General features: G+C 41.8%; 15 protein-coding genes and 2 pseudogenes. 10 read left to right on the forward strand and 7 right to left on the reverse strand.

Going from position 1 to position 19,054, the window contains the following annotated elements; all coding sequences use genetic code 11:
* Positions 1-38: 38 nt before the first annotated feature.
* Positions 39-3,020 carry a DUF4114 domain-containing protein gene (locus tag ACYRY3_RS32240; RefSeq protein WP_460205737.1) on the reverse strand — a complete coding sequence of 994 codons (2,982 nt, stop codon included), beginning with the start codon at positions 3,018-3,020 and terminating at the stop codon, positions 39-41.
* Positions 3,021-3,820: 800 nt separating this feature from the next.
* Between ACYRY3_RS32240 and ACYRY3_RS32245 the strand changes: the two genes are divergently transcribed.
* Positions 3,821-4,042 carry a DUF2278 family protein gene (locus ACYRY3_RS32245; protein WP_460205738.1) on the forward strand — a complete coding sequence of 74 codons (222 nt, stop codon included), beginning with the start codon at positions 3,821-3,823 and terminating at the stop codon, positions 4,040-4,042.
* Positions 4,043-4,143: 101 nt separating this feature from the next.
* On the opposite strand, the pseudogene ACYRY3_RS32250 reads toward ACYRY3_RS32245, so the two are convergent.
* Both ACYRY3_RS32250 and ACYRY3_RS32255 read right to left on the reverse strand, forming a co-directional pair.
* Positions 4,144-4,308: pseudogene (locus tag ACYRY3_RS32250) on the reverse strand (EAL domain-containing protein); the annotation flags it as partial.
* A 117-nt stretch (positions 4,309-4,425) separates the two neighbouring features.
* Positions 4,426-5,232: a class I SAM-dependent methyltransferase gene (locus ACYRY3_RS32255; RefSeq protein WP_460205739.1), complete on the reverse strand. Its 807-nt coding sequence runs from the start codon at positions 5,230-5,232 to the stop codon at positions 4,426-4,428.
* Positions 5,233-5,277: 45 nt separating this feature from the next.
* Here ACYRY3_RS32255 and ACYRY3_RS32260 point away from each other — a divergent pair, with 45 nt between their 5' ends.
* From ACYRY3_RS32260 to ACYRY3_RS32270, 3 genes and pseudogenes are all read left to right on the forward strand, one after another.
* Positions 5,278-5,586 carry a hypothetical protein gene (locus ACYRY3_RS32260; protein WP_460205740.1) on the forward strand — a complete coding sequence of 103 codons (309 nt, stop codon included), beginning with the start codon at positions 5,278-5,280 and terminating at the stop codon, positions 5,584-5,586.
* Positions 5,587-5,828: 242 nt separating this feature from the next.
* Positions 5,829-6,128: pseudogene (locus tag ACYRY3_RS32265) on the forward strand (hypothetical protein); the annotation flags it as partial.
* A 48-nt stretch (positions 6,129-6,176) separates the two neighbouring features.
* Positions 6,177-7,193: a hypothetical protein gene (locus ACYRY3_RS32270; protein WP_460205741.1), complete on the forward strand. Its 1,017-nt coding sequence runs from the start codon at positions 6,177-6,179 to the stop codon at positions 7,191-7,193.
* A 347-nt stretch (positions 7,194-7,540) separates the two neighbouring features.
* On the opposite strand, the gene ACYRY3_RS32275 is transcribed toward ACYRY3_RS32270, so the two are convergent.
* Positions 7,541-9,355 carry a DUF262 domain-containing protein gene (locus ACYRY3_RS32275; RefSeq protein ID WP_460205742.1) on the reverse strand — a complete coding sequence of 605 codons (1,815 nt, stop codon included), beginning with the start codon at positions 9,353-9,355 and terminating at the stop codon, positions 7,541-7,543.
* Positions 9,356-10,085: 730 nt separating this feature from the next.
* On the opposite strand from ACYRY3_RS32275, the gene ACYRY3_RS32280 reads away from it, so the two are divergent.
* Positions 10,086-10,982, forward strand: a complete 897-nt coding sequence (locus ACYRY3_RS32280; RefSeq protein WP_460205743.1) for a helix-turn-helix transcriptional regulator — start codon at positions 10,086-10,088, stop codon at positions 10,980-10,982.
* A 130-nt stretch (positions 10,983-11,112) separates the two neighbouring features.
* Positions 11,113-12,168, forward strand: a complete 1,056-nt coding sequence (locus ACYRY3_RS32285) for an alpha/beta hydrolase (RefSeq protein ID WP_460205744.1) — start codon at positions 11,113-11,115, stop codon at positions 12,166-12,168.
* A gap of 51 nt (positions 12,169-12,219) precedes the next feature.
* On the opposite strand, the gene ACYRY3_RS32290 is transcribed toward ACYRY3_RS32285, so the two are convergent.
* From ACYRY3_RS32290 to ACYRY3_RS32300, 3 genes are all read right to left on the reverse strand, one after another.
* Positions 12,220-13,881 (reverse strand): tetratricopeptide repeat protein, encoded by a 1,662-nt coding sequence (locus ACYRY3_RS32290; RefSeq protein ID WP_460205745.1) that lies wholly within the window; start codon positions 13,879-13,881, stop codon positions 12,220-12,222.
* A 216-nt stretch (positions 13,882-14,097) separates the two neighbouring features.
* Entirely contained in the window at positions 14,098-14,922 is an 825-nt protein-coding gene (locus ACYRY3_RS32295; protein ID WP_460205746.1) for a M90 family metallopeptidase, read from the reverse strand.
* Between the two features lie 212 nt (positions 14,923-15,134).
* Entirely contained in the window at positions 15,135-15,284 is a 150-nt protein-coding gene (locus ACYRY3_RS32300) for a hypothetical protein (protein WP_460205747.1), read from the reverse strand.
* On the opposite strand from ACYRY3_RS32300, the gene ilvA reads away from it, so the two are divergent.
* From ilvA to ACYRY3_RS32320, 4 genes are all read left to right on the forward strand, one after another.
* Positions 15,283-16,794, forward strand: coding sequence for a threonine ammonia-lyase, biosynthetic (gene ilvA / locus ACYRY3_RS32305; protein ID WP_460205748.1), 1,512 nt, complete (start codon positions 15,283-15,285; stop codon positions 16,792-16,794). The two genes, ACYRY3_RS32300 and ilvA, sit on opposite strands and share 2 nt — an antisense overlap.
* A 152-nt stretch (positions 16,795-16,946) precedes the next feature.
* Positions 16,947-17,501 carry a Uma2 family endonuclease gene (locus ACYRY3_RS32310; RefSeq protein WP_460205749.1) on the forward strand — a complete coding sequence of 185 codons (555 nt, stop codon included), beginning with the start codon at positions 16,947-16,949 and terminating at the stop codon, positions 17,499-17,501.
* 245 nt (positions 17,502-17,746) lie between these two features.
* Complete coding sequence (locus tag ACYRY3_RS32315) at positions 17,747-18,244, forward strand: Hsp20/alpha crystallin family protein (protein WP_460205750.1); 498 nt, start codon at positions 17,747-17,749, stop codon at positions 18,242-18,244.
* Positions 18,245-18,911: 667 nt separating this feature from the next.
* Entirely contained in the window at positions 18,912-19,034 is a 123-nt protein-coding gene (locus tag ACYRY3_RS32320) for a helix-turn-helix domain-containing protein (protein WP_460205751.1), read from the forward strand.
* Positions 19,035-19,054 lie beyond the last annotated feature (20 nt).

A 19,054-nucleotide genomic window follows, 5' to 3' on the forward strand; every position in this document is an offset into this window, starting at 1 on the left:
ATTATTCTCCTTGAATGCTAGACGTTACAAAATTCTAATTAGGTGCTTTGCACTTTCACTTTGAAGACAAAATCATTGAAGTCTCGATCTCCTCCACCAAGCGTATCCTCAAACCCAAGCTGATTATTGCCGAGTAGTTTGACGTGATTTATCTTGTCAGAATTCGCAGATCCATAGTTAAAGAATACTTGCAGTGTTTGATCGCTCTTTTGATTGCTAGCCTCACTGTTAAGATACTGTTGTGTAGTGCCATTTGCAATTAGGTAAGGCGCATATAACGCTCCACCCTCAAGTTGAGCAACAAACTTGCCTGTATTCCGATTTAGGTCTACCCCCAATACCCGTTGTTCAAGTGCCACTTGGGCATAACTTGTCTCATCTGGATAAATAAGTTTGCCTGTTAAGGAATCGAGAACTGCTCCATCTGCATTAACAACTTTGTAGAATCCTAAGGAGTTGTTATAGAGTGCATCACTGCTAATATCGTTGAAGTTAACTGAGACTTTGTTATCGATCTGACCATTGTTATTAAGGTCTACCTTACGAAAGTCGAGCAGTAGCCCTTGAGAGTCAGTTGAGCTAGTGACTACAGTGATGGTGTCGCCATTGCCTGTCGTGCTTTGAGTAGTAGTTTGATTTCCAGAAGTGTTAGACAAAGTATCCGAACCAGAACTACTGACCGCAGTCACGGTGTCGCCATTGCCTGTCGTGCTTTGAGCAGTAGTTTGATTTCCAGAAGTGTTAGACAAAATATCCGAACCAGAACTACTAACCGCAGTCATGGTGTCGCCACTGCCTGTGGTGCTTTGAGCAGTAGTTTGATTTCCAGAAGTGTTAGACAAAGTATCCGAACCAGAACTACTAACCGCAGTCATGGTGTCGCCACTACCTGTCGTGCTTTGAGTAGTAGTTTGATTTCCAGAAGTGTTAGACAAAGTATCCAAACCAGAACTACTGACCGCAGTCATGGTGTCGCCATTGCCTGTCGTGCTTTGAGCAGTAGTTTGATTTCCAGAAGTGTTAGACAAAGTATCCGAACCAGAACTACTGACCGCAGTTATGCTGTCGCTATTGCCTGTCGTGCTTTGAGCAGTAGTTTGATTTCCAGAAGTGTCGGATGAGGTAACCGAGGTATTGGATACTACCTGGCTATTATTACTACTGTTTTGTAATTGAGAACTATCACTAGTGCTTGAGCCATTGTTATTAGAGAACTCAATATTATCAAAGCGTTCAGGCTCATTGTAGTAACTCGCTGGGGGTGGTGTAGTGGACTGCTGAGAAGTGGTTGGAGTATCGGATGAACTGCCACTAGGACTATCACTGCTATTAGGAACCTCAGGTACAGCTACTGGGGTGTTAGAACTAACTTCAGAAGTGTTAGGCGACTCTATATTAGTGCTATTACTACCCCCTTCTTCATCACTAGGAGTGTTAGATACAACCACTGAGCTATTAGAGCCTAAGTCAGAAGTGCTGGGCAAGTCAATATTAGAGCTAGTACTACTCCCCTCGTTGGCAATAGGAGTATCGGGTACAATTACCGGGGTGTTAGAACTAACGTCAGAAGTGCTGGGTAATCCAACATTAGTGCTGCTAGTAGGAGTGTCAGGTACAATCACTGGGACATTAGAGCCAAGTTCAGGGGTAGTCGGTAAAGCAACATTAGAACTGCCACTATTTTCTTTATCTTCAAAGAGGATAATGGAGCCTGGTGGTAGCAAGACTGTGCCGTTGTTTATCTCAGTCCAAGCAGTATTTTCCTGGTCGTAACCAGAGGCAGAAATAATATGTTTACTGACACTTGACTGTGTTGAATTCCAATTGTTGAATCGGACTGTGACTGCTTGAGGGCTGTCTGAGGAGTTAATTAGCACATAGGCTTTATGAGAACCAGGACGATCTACGGCAAAGGTAGTGATAGTGCTGTCATTACTAGTTGTAGAGATGCGATTTCCAACTAAATACGTATTAAACAAGTGCAGCAATTCGCCGCCTGGGCGCAAAACATCATAATAATTTGTTTTGCCGTAGATATCATCTTTTTCATTCCAGGAGAGTGAAGCAGCAGCACCATTTTCTATTGCCTCAATCATTGACAGTGCGTCAAAAACTGCTCCTTTGTTATTGGTCATGCGCGGATCTTGGATATCCCAAGTCCAGCTGATGTTATACTCACCCAATATGGCGGGAATTTCTCGATTGGGGCTAGCTTTTTTTAGTGTTTCAACAATCTTTTTTGTGTAGTCTCCAATTGAATTTGAAGCATTAAAGACTTTAGCGTCTGGAGTAGAAGTGCTGCCTGATGCGTAATAGTGGTAGGTGAAGAAGTCGAGATTCTCTACTGTTCCTTCAATAAACTTTTGATAGAACGGAGTGAGGTCAGAACGAGCAATGCTCGGTCCACCCACTTTAATGCTCGGATCGACCGCCTTCATCGCCTGAGCCACTTTATTGTAGATAGTAATGAATTCGTCCATGCGGTCTGGTTGATTTGGGTCTATGAGCCTTCCCCAACCGTTTTTAGTATAAAATTGAGCAAAGTACTCGTTGTCCTTCTCATTGGTAATTTCCCAATATTGAACACCGAGTTTATTGTCCTGATTAACGATTTTGACTAAATCTGCACAGAATTGAGCATAATTGTCAAATTGGTCGGCATCTAGATAACCATCGTTGTTCGCATCCATCCAACTGGGCCATGAAGGAATGTTGAACATACGCTGAGGCTGATCCGTACCAAAAGCGTCAATAGAAGCTTTAATGGCATTGACCACCTTTTTGGCATCCCAAGTTTTGTTCTTGTTATCTATTAACCCATGTTCGGCGCTAGAGTCTTTCATGAAATCCATATTGTGCAAGCGGATCATTCCCGGACTCATGTAACTCATATTATTGTGATATTTGGAGTTAGCAGTATCAGCAACTGCCCTGTAAACATTTATTCCAAAATGCTCATCTTTTGTCTGTCCTTGAACAGCATTCCAATCAACCGTTGCATTGATAAAATCAGTAGCCATGAATCATTCTTTGGGTAAGATTAACATCATGGCAGAGCACCCAAAAAAAGATGAAGGATGAAGGATAAAGGATAAAGGATGAAAAATAGGTTGAGAGATGGAGACAAAACCCTCAATCAATAAAGGCATTTGAAAAAAGTTATAATTTGAAGTTCCTCAATTTATTAATAGAGGTTACTTTATATTTCATCCTTCATTCTTCAGTTGACTCTCCCTACCTATGTACTCCATTTACCTGAAAAATACTGTATATCTTTTATGACGTTTAAATTTAAAAATGTGCCTTAGTGGTAGAAGCTTTTTAAGAATTAAGAGATACCCTGGCTGCTCATTTTTTTTCTTAAAATGATTCTTTTGAATACCATCATTGCTATGTTCTAACTAGCAACGATAATATTCTCCTTTCCTAATATTGACATGGTGCCATCGTGAGCGAGCTTTTAATTGCCATAAAGTATGGCAAAACTCCACACATCCTGCGTTCAATCGATTCACGGTAAATGCACTCCCTTTAACATACGCGTATTTAGTTTAACATAGGACTACCTAATTATAAAAACCGTGTAATTACTGATTCAATGGCAATTGAGCCCATTCAAATTTTGGCTATTTTTGAGAAACAGATTATTCCTGTTCCCTCACTTTTGAAACGTCTAATACCAATTCTCTAAAAACTAGCTAAAGTTTCAACTTCATCAGGAATTGAGGTAATTGCCCTTGTTGTTAGGTTTAACTGAGTCGTTGTATGCGATGAGGCACTCGCGTTTATTCCATCAATCTAAATTAGCTCCAGTTTTGGAGTGTATTCATTACTTACTCATGGGGTTTTCCAAGATGGCGGACTGTTTGTTCACTTCCGCGATCGCAATGAGTGGGTAGCGGCACTCTTTGCGTTTCAGTCCCAGTCATTCCATACAAACGATGACAATGGCGATCCACTAGATGTGCGAGTGGGGACTGACCAACCTTGCCTGCACAACCAGCCACCGCAGCGGATATTCGGATTGTTGACGCAAGAGTGAATCCACTAGGTGTCGATTTGGGCAAAGAGACTGTAACTCTACTCATTACCACTTCTACTAGAGCCAACTTGAGCGATTGGGTACTTGTGGATCGATTGGAACAGGTAATCAAGCTGTTCTGGCGTTTCTATTCTCTCTGCCGTGATGTTTAGCTGTAAGCTCTTTGCTAGGGGAATGATGGCATCGGTGACCGCTACGCTATCAGAATTGGATACTATATCCTGTACAAATAAGCGATCGATTTTGAGCATATTCACAGGAAAGCGATCGCGAAATAGCTCCCGATTCGGTAACCCAGTAAGTTCGTCATAATTGCAGATGTAGTGAATTAAGCCATCTAATTTATGAAGAAGTTTGGGAAGTATCTGCCATCTTTACAAAAATTAGGAATGTGAGGCAATCTTTTTAATACCGTGCGTCACTTGGTTAATCCACCCGACATATTCTGTTTGCACGCTTTCAAATTTAGCTGCGTGCATCCAATCATCTACATTTTCTGTGGCATAGACTTTTGAATAAGGTTCTTGAAAGATTTTTATCAGCCATCCGGCATGACGAAGCCTTTTTTGATTCCCATCGAGAATAATTAACTGTCCTCCTGGTTTAATTAAGCGGAAAGATTCTTGCAAAATTAAGTGGGAAATTTTGGGCGGTGTTTCGTGCAATAAAAAGGAAGCTGTCACTAAATCAAAAGAAGATTCCTCTAAACCAGTCGTTTCGGCTAGCCCATGCAGCCACTGTATGTTTAACCCTGCTTGCTGCGCTTTGTAGTCCGCCACAACCAGCATATATGGAGATAAATCCAATCCGATAACTTCCGCTTGTGGATAAGCTTGCTTTAACATCAACGTGCTGGAACCCGTACCGCAGCCCAGATCCAGTATCCTTGTTGGCTGACACTTAATTGCAGTCATTAACCGCTTGCGAATCCAAACTTCACTAGGTGGCGAAGCGAATGCCGTCACTAGATCATAGGTCATAGCTGCTATACAATTCAAGTAGCCGCCTTCAATACCGTGAAAATTTTCACTGCTGTAATATATTGGATAAATTAGGTCTGCTTGCCGATAGCGATCGCTCTGGTGCTGCCAATCGATAGTCTCGTAAAAACGTAGTTTGTCTTCCCCAACCAGGAGGCGAAGCATAGACTTTAACAAAAGTTGACCAATCTGGTTCTGATTCCTTGACACAGCAACTTCTCCCCATTACGTAGCACAAAATTTTTGGTAAATAGCATGAATTTAAAGTATACAAGGAACCTCTTTTCTAATTCTATAAAAGTGATATCTATAGTCCTCATAACAAGTGCAATTGGATTGGAATTATGGAATATTTATGCAGTCCTTACTAACAGTAAACTACCAAGTAGCCTAAATCCTGTTTTTTGGGTTGAACGTTTTGCCATTGCCATACATTTCCTTGAGGGAGTTATAGCAGCTTTTTATGCCCCTTCAAGAAAAAAGTTGCCCATCAAATATGGCACTTATACTTTTTTTGTAGGCACAGTAGGGTTGTTAGAACTGTTTGATAAGAAGGACGACTAGTATTATAGGATTCCATCTGCCAGCTTACCTGAGCAGCAAGCCAAAAAAATGTTTGGACACCAATTATTTGATGCGTTAGCATCAGTTTAATGAATAGCACGTTAACGGTAATTGAACGGAGAAGGGTATGCGTACAACGCTGGATATCGAAGAAGATGTACTCTTTGCAGTCAAAGAAATTGCCCGCCACCGAGGTATTTCAATTGGCAAAGTATTTTCGGATCTGGCTCGTCAAGCCCTATCTCGACAAGAGACCGGAACAGCGCGTAATTGAAGCACCTGCGATCGCGATCGTTGAGGCAAAAAAAGCCGATTTAAGAACTGGATTTGGGCAATGCATTGCTGAAATGGTTGCAGCACAACGGTTTAATGCAGCAAAAAACCGTCCAATTCCTATCATCTATGGTTCTGTTAGCAACGGCACTCAATGGAGATTTCTCAAGCTTGAGGATAACATGGTGACTATTGATTTAACTGATTATCCCCTGCCACCTGTTGAGAGAATTCTCGGAATGTTAGTTTGGATGATTTGGGAGGGTTAGTAATAAAATGGTATCGCTAGATTGCATATTCCATATTCAAAAAGAGTCATGGACAAATCTTTAAATAGTCTGATTTGCCGCCATACATTTAATGCCCAACATCTGGTAGATGCTTATCCACCCAAACTAAAAAACAAAAATAAAAAAATAGTTTATCAAATTGCTTGTCCACCTGGCGGCTTCCATAGTGGTGAAGTAATGTTTTCACGATGGCGTGCGATGCCACTTCCACCCATTCTTTCTTCTTCAAACCATCGTACTGAGTTCGAGGAACGAAACGGTTACTTTGAATACGAACCATTAAGTGAGAAAAATGACGAAGTGGAGTGGTATCTAAATTTTGCTCATTCTGACCTGTTTTGTGCATACAGTGGTCCGCTATTCGCACAGGATGAGATGCAAGTGGCTGAACATCCTGCACTTGGTTCTCTGCGAGAAGCATTGCTGGATGGAGGGATCGAGCCATTGACAGTAGAGGCTGGAGAACCCACACCCGTATTAATTCGTGGGGTGGAACGGCGCTGTGCGATCGCTACCGATTCCAACATAGAACAAGCAAGACCCTACGGGCTTTATGGAAACAACTTTGCACGTGCCACACCAGAAGCTATTGAACTGGCAACGAAACCACTTAATCCGCCCACAGTCACTAATATTATTGCGATGGAAGCCCCTTTAAGCGGCTATGGTTTTTACACTCAGGAAGAGATCCAGTATGTTCTTGCTACAGCGTTTACCGGATTTTCAGCAGCAAAGGTGGAATCATATTCTGAATCAGAGCGAGAGCCAGTTGTAATTATTCATACAGGATTTTGGGGCTGCGGTGCTTACGGAGGTAATCGTATATTGATGGCTCTTTTACAACTTTTAGCTGCTCGCCTTGCACAAGTCAATCGTCTTGTTTTCCATACAGGAGTTGATGCTATAGGTGCTCAAGATTTCGCGACGGCTCAACGAATTCTTAATGAGCATTTAGCACCTGTTGGTTCAAATGTTGAAGTTTCCGCTTTGATAACACAGCTTCATGCGATGAAATTTCAGTGGGGTGTTAGCGATGGAAATTAGAAACCTTCAGCTAAAGTGCGATCGCTTAACCTTTTGACAGGAGGAGATTTAAATTGAAAAAATTTCCAAGCTAGTCATGCGATTGCGGTTTTCAAGACAGGGCAGATTACAGGGAAAGAGGTTTTTTTGGTCTACGTGTTGAGAACTCTCAATTAACCAAAATCATTGATGGTATTGATTTGTTAGCTAGCAATCTCGGCTTAAGCAGCACAGAGAGAACTTTTAAGGAGCAACACGATATTTTGACTGATACATAGATGTGCCATATCAGTTGAAACCGTTTCTCTTTCAAGAATAGTAGTTGTACATCCTTGGTTTCATATAAATTTGTCTTTTGTAGTTGACAACTATGGATAAAAAACTTTTAACGCAATATCTATAAGTAAATTCTTATGATTTTTGATTTCTTCTTCACCCCAATTATCATTCAGTGCTATATTTCTAGTTAATAGTACTGATGATGCTTGATAAAGCGATCTTTTTGCTTCAAAAGGTTCGTTTCCACCTAATGTATTCTGTGCCGGATCTAAAATGGTCAAATTTCCTAATGTATTTTTTAAGGTTTCCAAACTTTCATTCTTAAAATTTTTAACTGCATTTTGTGGATATATATGTTCAATGGAAGTTCCAGCAAAGTCATAAACTCTACTTTTATCTTTACATAATGGAGTGCCTGTACTGCCATCCTTATACCATTGATAATAATACTCTAGAGTCATCAAAAAATATTTAAGAGGTTTATTGCCACCGGATTCTTTATATTCTAATATTTCAAGACCATTTTTAAACGTAAAATTTGATGCTTTTGAATTAATGAGATTTTGTAGTTTTTTTCTTAATGCGGAGATATCATAAGAATTTGAGTTGTTCCGAATAGCAAGTGATTCTTCATAGTAAATGTTTTTTAATGGTGTAGCGTGCTGATTACTTATTATTTTATATCTAAAATAAACTTTTTCTACAATCTGCACCATTTCCGAGAACGTCTTATGATCCAGTTGTGAGGCTGCTAGAAAGAGAGGTATAGATAAAGTATGATCGAGTTCTTTTAAAAGAAGATTTAAGCGAGCCCTATCCCAATTAGTTATTGGTTGTTGTGATGTAAATAGCCATTGCCCTTCTAGCAATTTTCTACACTTAAAAATATCCTCATGTATATTTTTGACTGTTTGATATACTTTTTCAGATTCAAAAGCTGCAAAATTTTCTGTTTTATGCTTTTTATGTTCTGGGAAGAAACCATCCAGAAGTATATCAAATAGTTCATCCTGTTTAGCTCTTTTACCCTTGTATGACTCATAAATCCAGTTGAGATAATTAGCTGTATCTGACGGAGAATCGGCAAGTATATTATCCCAGAATGTTTCACAACTATTCTGATAGTCCTGAAAACCTTCTAAAATCTCTAGAGTTTTTGCTTTTAATAAATCGCCAACTGTTAAATTTGTTCCTCTATCATTAATAACTTGAAATAATCTAAACGCATCTTCTTTACTATCCGTCACCATGTATAGTATTGTAAAATCATTATCTATAATGTTTTGTATTATTTCAATATCGTCCATTTTTTCTTCTAACTTTGATAGACTGATGATAGTTCGTACTGCTTTTAGCAGATTTTGGTATGCGTGATTAATCTTTTGATGAGAATCTCTTGAAGGAGATGGATTGATTCCACGAATAAGTTCTCTATAAAAGGGGTGATCCACTCTTGAAAGTCTCATTACTTCGACGGAATTTACCTTTCGTTGAACTTCTTGTCGAAACTCTATAAATCTTTCAGAAAGGTCTTTAATTCGTCCCAACAAAATAAATTCATTATTTGCATCTCCTAAATTTTTAGCTTCCTCTTTCAACTCTCTATATATCTTAATTAAACAAGCCATCAATAGTGTAAAAGTCGAAATCCTTTGTTGCCCATCAATAATTTCATATTCATATTGATTAACAGCTCCAGCAACAGGATATCTAACACAGAGAACTCCTCCAAAGAAATGATTAACAGGTTTCTGTGATTTTCTTCTCTCAAAACAGTTTTTCAAATCTTTGATAAAATCTTCAACAGATTCTGCTTCCCATGCATAAGCTCTTTGATACTTAGGAATAAAAAACATGGGTTTGTACTCAAAAATTTTTCCCACAGAAGTGTAAGCAGGTTCCATCTTCATACGAATCACATTTATTTCAAATTTATTTATTAGTTTACAAGAATATTATATACATTAGAAACTTATACTAACTAAATTGCTGCTACCTCTACTTTATAAAGATATTTGAAGGCATCGTGTTAGCTTCATTAATAGTAACTATCAGCATCTGATTACCTATGGTAGGCTTGATTGATACTACTCTGTTTTTGCAAATTGTAAATGAAACCCCCAAGCTATACAGTAGAAAAAATTACCTAAGTAAAGTGCTCGCAGATAACATCAATAAAATAAGTACATAAGTACTGGAAAAATATTATATTCACCATTCTCAACCTAATGTCTCTCATATATTAATACTACCTGGCACAAAGCTTGCCTGCTTGTATGTGTAATCTTACACAAAGAAAGCTACTAAAATACTCCCTAAATTTATCCTTATGGCTCGATAATAAACTCTTACTTGAGGGGGAAGACATTCATAGGAAACCTTCATTCCTTAATAGTTTGTAGGTGCAGCATCATTTATGAAATTGAGATTTTCACATCTTGACCCAATTAAATGTCTAGAGCATCGGTCTAGTGGTGAGATTTTTTGCTACGGCAAAAAATGCTAGAGAATGTTTTTCCAGAGTTCAAAGCTTTTTAATATCCTTTTCACGTAACCTAGCTATTAAAAGACGAATCTGATAGCTTAAGTAAGAAATCTCAAAAAATCTAAAAATCACGCAATCAATCCTGCACCATGCAGTTGCACAGTAACATCAATTTAATCGATCCAAAGACCGGGCAGCGTTTTCCATCTGCTCCAGACCGATCTGTGGTTCTGTCAAGTGTTCAAGCAGGATGGCGCGATCGTCTGACTCTCGAAGTTCACCGGTTGACGCCAATGGAACTACCAGAACATTACATTGAAGATCATCGATTGATTATTAATTTGGGGGGTTCAGTGCGCTTTGGCTGGCGAACAGGTGGGCGAACCCACGAAGCTATCCTTCCGCCTGGAGGATTTTGCTTGCAATCTAACGGTGAAACAAATACCCCCTTTTGGCAGGATGAAATGACGGTGGCTGCAATTGCCATCAAGCCTGCGTTTATTGAAACCATCCTTGAAGACAGAACTCCGGATGCTATTGACACCTTTGCAGAACGGCGTTGTATCGGTGATGAACTAGCTTACAACTATGCAAGGGCGATCGCTTCCGAACTAGCCACACCAGGTGAACCCCTCTACGCAGAAACACTATCACTTGCTTTTACACTGCATTTATTAAACTGTCATAGCCGTAAAGCCAAAAAGCCGCTAAGCCCAAAAGGTAAATTGTCTGCAACCCAATTGCGTGATGCGATCGCACTAGCCCGGACACAACTTGGTGCAGAGCTAAACTTAACTCAACTAGCAGAAGCAGCCCAAGTTTCTGAATTTCATTTTTCCCGCTTGTTTAAGAAAACCACAGGATTAGCACCCCATCAGTTTGTCCTGCGCCTGCGACTGGAACGAGCACAAGCACTGATTCAAACAGGTCAAATGCCCCTGTCAGACGTTGCGGTTACCGTTGGCTTCTTCGACCAAGCACACTTTACAAATGTCTTTAAACGTGCTTTTGGTATGACTCCACGAGCTTTTGCAAAATCGCTTTAAAAACTGAGCAAGATTTTCCAATTTTTTCTCGGCTGCCTCCTGGGATTATTGAGCTATCGGCAAACAACAAAGCCGATTTGAGTCATAAGTCCAAAAAATCAAAAACTTAAAAACCTCAGGAAAAACAACCATGCTTTCAGTTAAAAAAATTGCTTTAACAACACTCACGCTGGCTTCTGTTGGTTTGTTGACCTTGCCCCAAATTAGCAATGCCGAACGGCAAAAAATTGGAGAATCTCTCATGCCTGGTGTTACCAAAACTGCTACAGCAAATAAGATTACTGTCCGGAAAGTCCAGTTTCTCAGCCAGGGTACAAAAGTCGTAGGTAATCTCTATCTTCCTACAACTATAAATAAAGGAGCACAGCCAGCAGTGGTTGTGGTTGGACCCCAGTCGAGCGTCAAAGAACAAGTTCCTGCAGTTTATGCCCGTCAATTAGCCGAGGAAGGATTTGTAGCCCTGACTTTCGACCATCGCACCTTTGGTGAAAGTGCAGGAATGCCCCGCCAGTTTGAAAACCCTGAAATGAAAGTGCAGGACATTCACAATGCCGTCACATTTTTGCGGGCACTACCGGAAGTTAAGCAGGATGCAGTAGGTTTGTTGGGTATTTGTTCGGGTGGTGGATACTCAGCCAAGGCTGCTGCAATAGATAAATCCATTAATGCCCTTGTAACTGTGGCAGGTTTCTATCATGACCCTCAAGTGATGCGTCAATGGCTCGGCGATCGCTACGAAGCACGTGTCAAGATGGGAAGAGAAGCCCGTATTAAGTATGAAAAAACCGGTCAAGTTGATTACATGACAAATGTTGACCAGAAAAACCAAAACGTGGCGATGCCCGGTCAGGAAGCTTATGACTATTACCGAACTTCCCGTGGTTCCCATCATGGTTGGGTCAATCGTTCGGCAGTGATGTTCTTTGAGCCGTTCTTACAATTTAATGCAATTAACGCTGGTCGTGATATCAAGGCTCCTACTTTGGTCATTCACTCCGATACAGCTTTAGTTCCAGATGGTGCGCGTCGCTTCTTCAATAGCATCCCAACCAATCGGAAAAATCTACACTGGATGACTACAGAAAATCATATTGCATTTTACGACCAAACAGAGGTGGTGGAAGAAGCAGCAAGTAAGGCAACAGCATGGCTTAAGCAAACCTTAGGTGGCAGTATAGTCAATTAGGTAGGGAGGTCATTGGTTATTGGTCATTTGTCATTGGTCATTGGTCTAAATCTAATGCGGAGAACGATTTGTTGTAATTGATTCAGCAACTTGAAGCGCTCGGTCTAGAATTTCAGAAGCTTTGTCTTTATCTGAGGAGCCGAAGAGAGAATTGACGCTATTGGTAAGAATAGAAAGGATTTTTTGAATAATCCCTGTTTTCTCTGGCTCTCTCACCACATACTGTTCTGCGATCGCCGTCAGGGCTTCAGCTTTGTAACTTTTGTCTGTAATGCCTTGAGCAACCTGAAGCGCCCGGTCAAATTTCCTCTGTTTTGCAAACCCACGGGCGATCGCAGGTAATCTCCAATCCTTATGTTGTATGGCATCAGGAGGGGATTGGATGGACTGAGCAATTTGCAGCGCACGTTCGGGCTGCCCTGCCTCAAGGTAACCAAATGCCACCTCCGACAGTATGTCCTTTAGATTCCACTGTTGAACGATCTCAAACGCTTGGTCGTACTGCCCGCTATTTAGATAATACCTCGCAATCTCTTTCAAAGTATAGTCTCGTTTTCCTATCGATTTTGCCAGTTTAATCGCTTGGTCAGAGTATCCGGCTTTGGCATAAGCGATCGCAATTACACCGAACGCCTGCTCCCTCTCATTGACATTCTTAATCGATCTGGCAATTTGCTGTCCCCCGTCAAAGTTTCCTAATTCTGCGTAGGCTTTAGCAACTCTAGCTAATGCATCACTTTGGCTCCGTGCTGCGTCAATTGGAATTGCCTGCGCCGCTGTTCGAGCTTCAGCTAGCGTCTCGACTGCTTTGTTCTTCTCCTCCAATACTGCGTACTGAGTTGCTGTTGCAATCAGTTGAATAATTTTATCAAGGGGAAAGGGCTTGTTTGCTAGGGTACGTATTTTTGGTAAAGATCGATCTAGAAGCTCGATGGCTCGACGTTCTTGTCCAACTGTTGCGAATTGTTTGGCAATCCTGAGAATACAATGAACTTTCATTGAGGAATTTTCACTCGCTTGTGCCTCATCTATAGCAGATGCACTCTCAAGCGCACGCTCCAGCACTAAAGGCACTTGTTCCTTTTGTCCATCTCGCGTGAGATGTTCGGCAATTCCAATCAGCGTCATGGTTCTATAGAGAGGGCGGTCATTGCGTTGAGCAATCGCGATCGCTTGGTTAAGAACCTTTGTTGCCTGTTCAGCCTCTGCGTTTTTTGCATAATAACCCGCAAGCTCTGCCAGCGTTATAGGAGTGAACATGGGATTGTTCACTTCTATAATGATTGTGCGAGCAAATTCGTAATACCCAGCCTCTGCGTATTCCCGAGCTCGATTTAGCAGAGACTCATCCGGGGAAGTTGCGCTGCCGCTACAGCCCGTTGCCGTTTGAGTACGGGCAATTTGGATAGCTTCAGTCAGAAGTTGCTTCCCCTTTGCTTCCTGTCCAACTAAGATATAGCCAAGAGCTACTCTCGATAGGGGGTTGGCTTTAAAGCACTCATTGGTAATCGCGTTGGTCAAGGGCAGGGTTTGCTCTAAAACTTCGGCAGCCTGTTCTGGCTTTCCTGCTGCTGCATATTGAACTGCGATGTTAGCCAATAGGTTCGCTTTTCTCAAGTTATTTTCTACTGCTACAACTTGACCACCCAGACAAACCGTAAAAATGAGTGTACTGACAGCTAAAATATTGAACTGGATTATTCTTCGAGCCATGTTTTTTCCGTCTCAACTTTTTGTTACACAACTGACTACCCACAGGTGCTTAACCATGAACCTCTAAAGTCAAAGACAGAAATGTTTGCCAGATTGTAGTTATTTTGTTACAAAACTTAATATAAATTAATTATCTATCTTGTGGGGCGGGCATCCCTGCCCGCCAAAGCCCCCATCCCACTTAGAGATTGCTAGGTAATTTTTATTTCAAAGTCTCTAAACCCATTGCACGGGGTCTAACTGATAGTAGCGTTGTAATAGCTCATATAATGCTGGATGGTTCTTCAGCAATTGGTCAGATTTTTCAAAAAATGTTTCAGTTGCTACAGCAAAAAATTCTGCGGGATTGGTTGCGCCATAGCTATCTATTACAGTCTTTACTCCTTGCTGAACATCTTGACAAAGTTGTTGATATTCTGCTGCCATCACTTCAGCCCAGATGGGATAGTCTGACTTCTGTTGCAAAATGGGAACCCCTTCTGCTTTACCATCCTCTTGATCCAACTGGTGGGCAAATTCATGAAGAACAACGTTATGTCCATCTCTCCAATTGCTAGTATCTTGTTTTACCTGTTCCCAAGACACTACCACTTGATCTCTACTCCACGATTCTCCCAATCTTGCTACCCGTCTTTCTTCAACAACATAATCGCTGATTGGAGTAGTTTCCTTCACTAAATAAGTGCTTGGGTAAATTAGAATTGAACGAAGTTTGGGGAAGTATTCTCCTCTATCATTCAGCAAAAGCAAGCAAGCGATCGCAGCAATAGTCAGCTTCATTTCTTCTGTAACTTGCAACCCCCCACAGCCAATAAATTGTTTCTCCGCTAAGAACACTTCAATGTGTCCCTGCAAGCGTCTTCGTTCGTTAGGAGAAAGACGGAGGTAAATAGGAAGATGATTTTCGACGATACTGTTCCATAATGGGGGAAATGGACGATGTTTAAGACGATTTCTTCTTAGTTTAGTGAGGACGGGACTGACTAAAATTCCAGTGATAATTAGTCCGATGATAAGAAAAACAATAATTGCTGCAGCCATATAATTTTTAACACTGTGTACCGGGTTGCATGGTAAACACCATGACTCTTTACTAAAAGTTTGCGGCTTTTTTATTTTCTTTGCAAATATTTACTAAAACTCGCTCTCGCTCTGCTGGATTTATATTACTCGTTCTTCTTAAAAACTAGAGTTTGGTGCGTTCCGAAAGCCATCATCTGAATTCGACCAAGCTCAAAAGCAAACTTTACGTCTTATCCTGCGGCGATCGCATTGTAAAATACTACGTTAAAAGCAACAGATGCGTTGGAAGACAGCACAACAACAAACAATGAATACAGAATGGGTACAAGTAACGGTAGAATAGTTTGCCAACCCGCATCTATCAACCTGTTGACGCCCATGCTTTGCGACTACTTGCAACTTATTTTGACTGCCCGCGTTTATGATGTTGCTCAGGAAACACCACTGGATTATGCCCCAAACCTATCCGCACGTTTGAATAATAAACTCCTGCTCAAACGGGAGGATATGCAGTCGGTGTTTTCCTTTAAGTTGCGAGGTGCTTACAACAAGATGGCGCAACTGCCACCGGATATGCTAACACAAGGTGTGATTGCAGCATCCGCTGGAAACCACGCCCAAGGTGTTGCCCTTGGTGCTCGTAAGTTGGGAACACGGGCTATTATCGTTATGCCAGTAACCACACCTCAAGTCAAGATAGACGCAGTCAAAGCCCGTGGAGGAGAGGTGGTATTGCATGGAGATACCTACGATGATGCTTATGCCTATGCCCGTCAGCTAGAAGCGGAAAAAGGGATGACCTTTATTCACCCCTTTGACGATCCCCACGTGATTGCCGGACAGGGAACAATTGGAATGGAAATTCTGCGGCAATACCAGCAACCCATTCATGCCATTTTTGTGGCAATTGGAGGGGGTGGATTAATTTCTGGAATTGCAGCATACGTAAAACGGATACGTCCGGAAATCAAGATTATTGGTGTTGAGCCAGTAGATGCCGATGCCATGCATCAATCCCTCAAAGCCGGACATCGGGTGCGCTTGCCTCAAGTGGGATTGTTTGCCGATGGGGTTGCAGTACGGCAAGTGGGTGAAGAAACATTCAGTTTGTGCCAGCAGTATGTAGATGATATTATTCTTGTAAATACGGATGACACCTGTGCGGCAATTAAAGATGTGTTTGAAGATACACGCTCGATTCTCGAACCTGCAGGTGCTTTAGCGATCGCAGGTGCCAAAGCCTACGTAGAACGAGAACAAATCCAGGGACAAACATTAATTTCTGTTGCTTGCGGTGCCAATATGAACTTCGATCGCCTCCGCTTTGTAGCAGAACGGGCAGAGTTGGGTGAACGCCGCGAAGCCATCTTTGCAGTGACAATTCCTGAAAAACAGGGCAGTCTCCGTAAGTTTTGTGAATGCATCGGCAAACGAAATCTCACAGAGTTTAACTACCGCATTGCCGATGAAAAAGTTGCCCACATTTTTGTAGGCGTACAAATAGAAAACCGTGCCGATGCAGCCAAGATGGTTGAAACCTTTGAAAGCTGTGGGTTTAGAACGCTAGACTTAACCGACGACGAACTCACCAAATTGCATTTACGGCACATGGTCGGTGGTCGATCTCCCCTCGCTCATAATGAATTGCTCTACCGTTTTGAGTTCCCCGAACGTCCCGGTGCATTAATGAAGTTTGTGAGTTCTATGAGTCCCGACTGGAATATCAGTCTATTTCACTACCGTAACAATGGCGCGGACTACGGGCGAATTGTCGTGGGGATGCAGGTACCCCCTCATGAGATGAAGGAGTGGCAGGCATTTCTCGATACACTTGGCTATAACTATTTAGATGAAACCCAAAATCCCGCATACAAGCTGTTTTTGGGCTAGTGCGCTGGTTCTTTTTCCAGGATAGATAATACAGCAATTTTCAGGTAAATAGACCACAGTCGTAGGGGCGAACAACCGTTCGCCCTTACAAACGATATGGTTCATTTATCTGAAGTCTGTAAAATAAAAGCAGAGCCGCAGGAGCGATCGCCGTGACCCTAATAACTGCGAAATGGACAATTAAAGATTACCATCGTATGATTGCCGCTGGAATTTTAGAAGAACGGCACATCGAACTGCTGAATGGAGAAATTGTAGAAATGGCTCCTGAAGGAGAATCTCATGCTTACTCTAGCGATGAGGCTGGAGAGTACCTAATTTATCTGTTAGGCAACAGAGCAAAAGTTCGGCAAGCTAAACCAATCATACTGCCGCAGAGTAATTCTGAGCCTGAACCAGATATTGCAGTTGTTCAACGTTTGGGACGAGATTACCAACGGCATCACCCCTATCCGGAAAACATCTTTTGGCTGATTGAGTATTCAGACTCTAGCTTAAATAAAGACTTGGAGGATAAAAGCAAGATTTACTCAGTTGCAGGTATTCCAGAGTACTGGGTGATTAATTTGCGAACGATGCAACTCATTGTGTTTCGAGTACCTGGTGATGAAGGTTATCAGTCAAAAGTAACTCTGACAGAGGGTTATATTAACCCATTGGCATTTCCCGATATTGCTGTTTCCATTGAGCGATTGCTGGGAAGTTAGAAAGGCTAAAGTATGAAAGTAACGGGAAACAACACTAGCATATCTAATAAATTTTAGCTTTAAAAACACGCCATCTGAAGGTGTGCAAAACACGACATCTAGAGTAGTGTTCTTTGTATTTCCACCCTGTTAGACGTTAAGGCAAGATAACAAGTGTCAGCAGTTGAAACGCTGCAAGAAATACTGAGTTACACAAAACCTAACAAAACCTAATAATTAACAACAAATGCAGAGGTAAACAGTCTATGATGATTCGCTACTGGCAACCATTCAAAGAACTGGAAACTCTTCGCCGTCAGATGGATCAAGTGTTTGACGAGTTAACAGCGCAAACTAGCGATACATCTGCCACCACTTGGGGTCCTGCTGTTGAGTTAATTGATGCGGGTGATAATTTGATTTTCAAAGCACAACTTCCCGGTGTGAGTACTCGGGATTTGGATGTGCAAGTGACTCGTGATGCTGTTTCTCTAAGTGGAGAGCGCCAACGCCAGCATGGCAGCAATGACGTCAATTATTTGCACTCTGAATTCCGCTATGGCAAATTCCAAAGGATCGTTAATTTGCCAGTTGCAGTGCAGAATGATAAAGTGCAAGCCGACTACCGTGATGGTATTCTAACTCTCACACTGCCTAAGGTTGAAGAAGTCCGCAATCGTGTCGTTAAGATTAATTTGGGCGAATTGTCTTCCTCTTCTCCCAGTCAAACCCTAAACGCCAGTTCGACAACAATTAACTCCTAATGATTTGAGTTATTTAGGAATAGCTTGACATTTTGCACCTTTTCAGGGGTTAGTGTTGGGCTTCTTAAAGCGGTGGATAGTGCCTACAAAACAATAAGCGGTGGGCACTGCCCACCCTACGAAACTTCTCAAGGTGGTGGGTAGTGCCTACAAAACAATAAGCGGTGGGCAGTGCCCACCCTACGAAACTACTACAATTATCGGTCTTAAACCTTAGTGTTCTTGGCGACGCCAGATGCTTCAACTCTGGGAACCAGAGCAACGCACTGGCTCGTCTTGGCGGTTTTTTAGCTCAATCCAAAAGAAGCCTCTCACTCAGTCCGCTTCGGACGAGTGACGAGACGGACAGTTCGCTCAACGGGGGAAACCCCCGCACGCGACTGTCCTCATGAATTTTGGGGCGATGACGATTACGTCTAAGCCTGGAGGCAAGCCCTTGGCTTTGAGGGCTTAGACGGATGAGGAATCGCCTATCTCCGGAGTTGGTAACGAGTCAATAAAGTCTTCTAGTATTTGAGTCATAGTCTTATCTTTCCACGCCGAGTATAGCCTTAGCTTATTTAATCTGCGTTCCGATATTCGTAGGTTCAGTGTTTTATTTTTCATTAATGTCAGTACAATAACGTTACGTTAATGGTATTATAGGTACATTGAGGAGGTGATTGCGGTGTTGAAAGCGGTTAAGGTGAGACTTTACCCAACAATCGAACAACAGGAAGCACTAGCCAAGTCATTTGGTTGTGCGAGATGGTATTGGAACTACGCATTTGTCATTTGTCATTTGTACTAAGAACAAATGACTAATAACAA

It is taken from the genome of Scytonema sp. NUACC21, from assembly GCF_054684315.1.

Coding starts and splice junctions, on each gene's coding strand:
- ACYRY3_RS32285 (WP_460205744.1), top strand. CDS start 11,113: ATGCTTTCAGTTAAAAAAATTGCTTTAACAACACTCACGCTGGCTTCT.
- ACYRY3_RS32315 (WP_460205750.1), top strand. CDS start 17,747: ATGATGATTCGCTACTGGCAACCATTCAAAGAACTGGAAACTCTTCGC.
- ACYRY3_RS32260 (WP_460205740.1), top strand. CDS start 5,278: ATGAATTTAAAGTATACAAGGAACCTCTTTTCTAATTCTATAAAAGTG.
- ACYRY3_RS32270 (WP_460205741.1), top strand. CDS start 6,177: ATGGACAAATCTTTAAATAGTCTGATTTGCCGCCATACATTTAATGCC.
- ACYRY3_RS32300 (WP_460205747.1), bottom strand. CDS start 15,284: ATGGGCGTCAACAGGTTGATAGATGCGGGTTGGCAAACTATTCTACCG.
- ACYRY3_RS32280 (WP_460205743.1), top strand. CDS start 10,086: ATGCAGTTGCACAGTAACATCAATTTAATCGATCCAAAGACCGGGCAG.
- ACYRY3_RS32290 (WP_460205745.1), bottom strand. CDS start 13,881: ATGGCTCGAAGAATAATCCAGTTCAATATTTTAGCTGTCAGTACACTC.
- ACYRY3_RS32275 (WP_460205742.1), bottom strand. CDS start 9,355: ATGGAACCTGCTTACACTTCTGTGGGAAAAATTTTTGAGTACAAACCC.
- ilvA (WP_460205748.1), top strand. CDS start 15,283: ATGCTTTGCGACTACTTGCAACTTATTTTGACTGCCCGCGTTTATGAT.
- ACYRY3_RS32240 (WP_460205737.1), bottom strand. CDS start 3,020: ATGGCTACTGATTTTATCAATGCAACGGTTGATTGGAATGCTGTTCAA.
- ACYRY3_RS32295 (WP_460205746.1), bottom strand. CDS start 14,922: ATGGCTGCAGCAATTATTGTTTTTCTTATCATCGGACTAATTATCACT.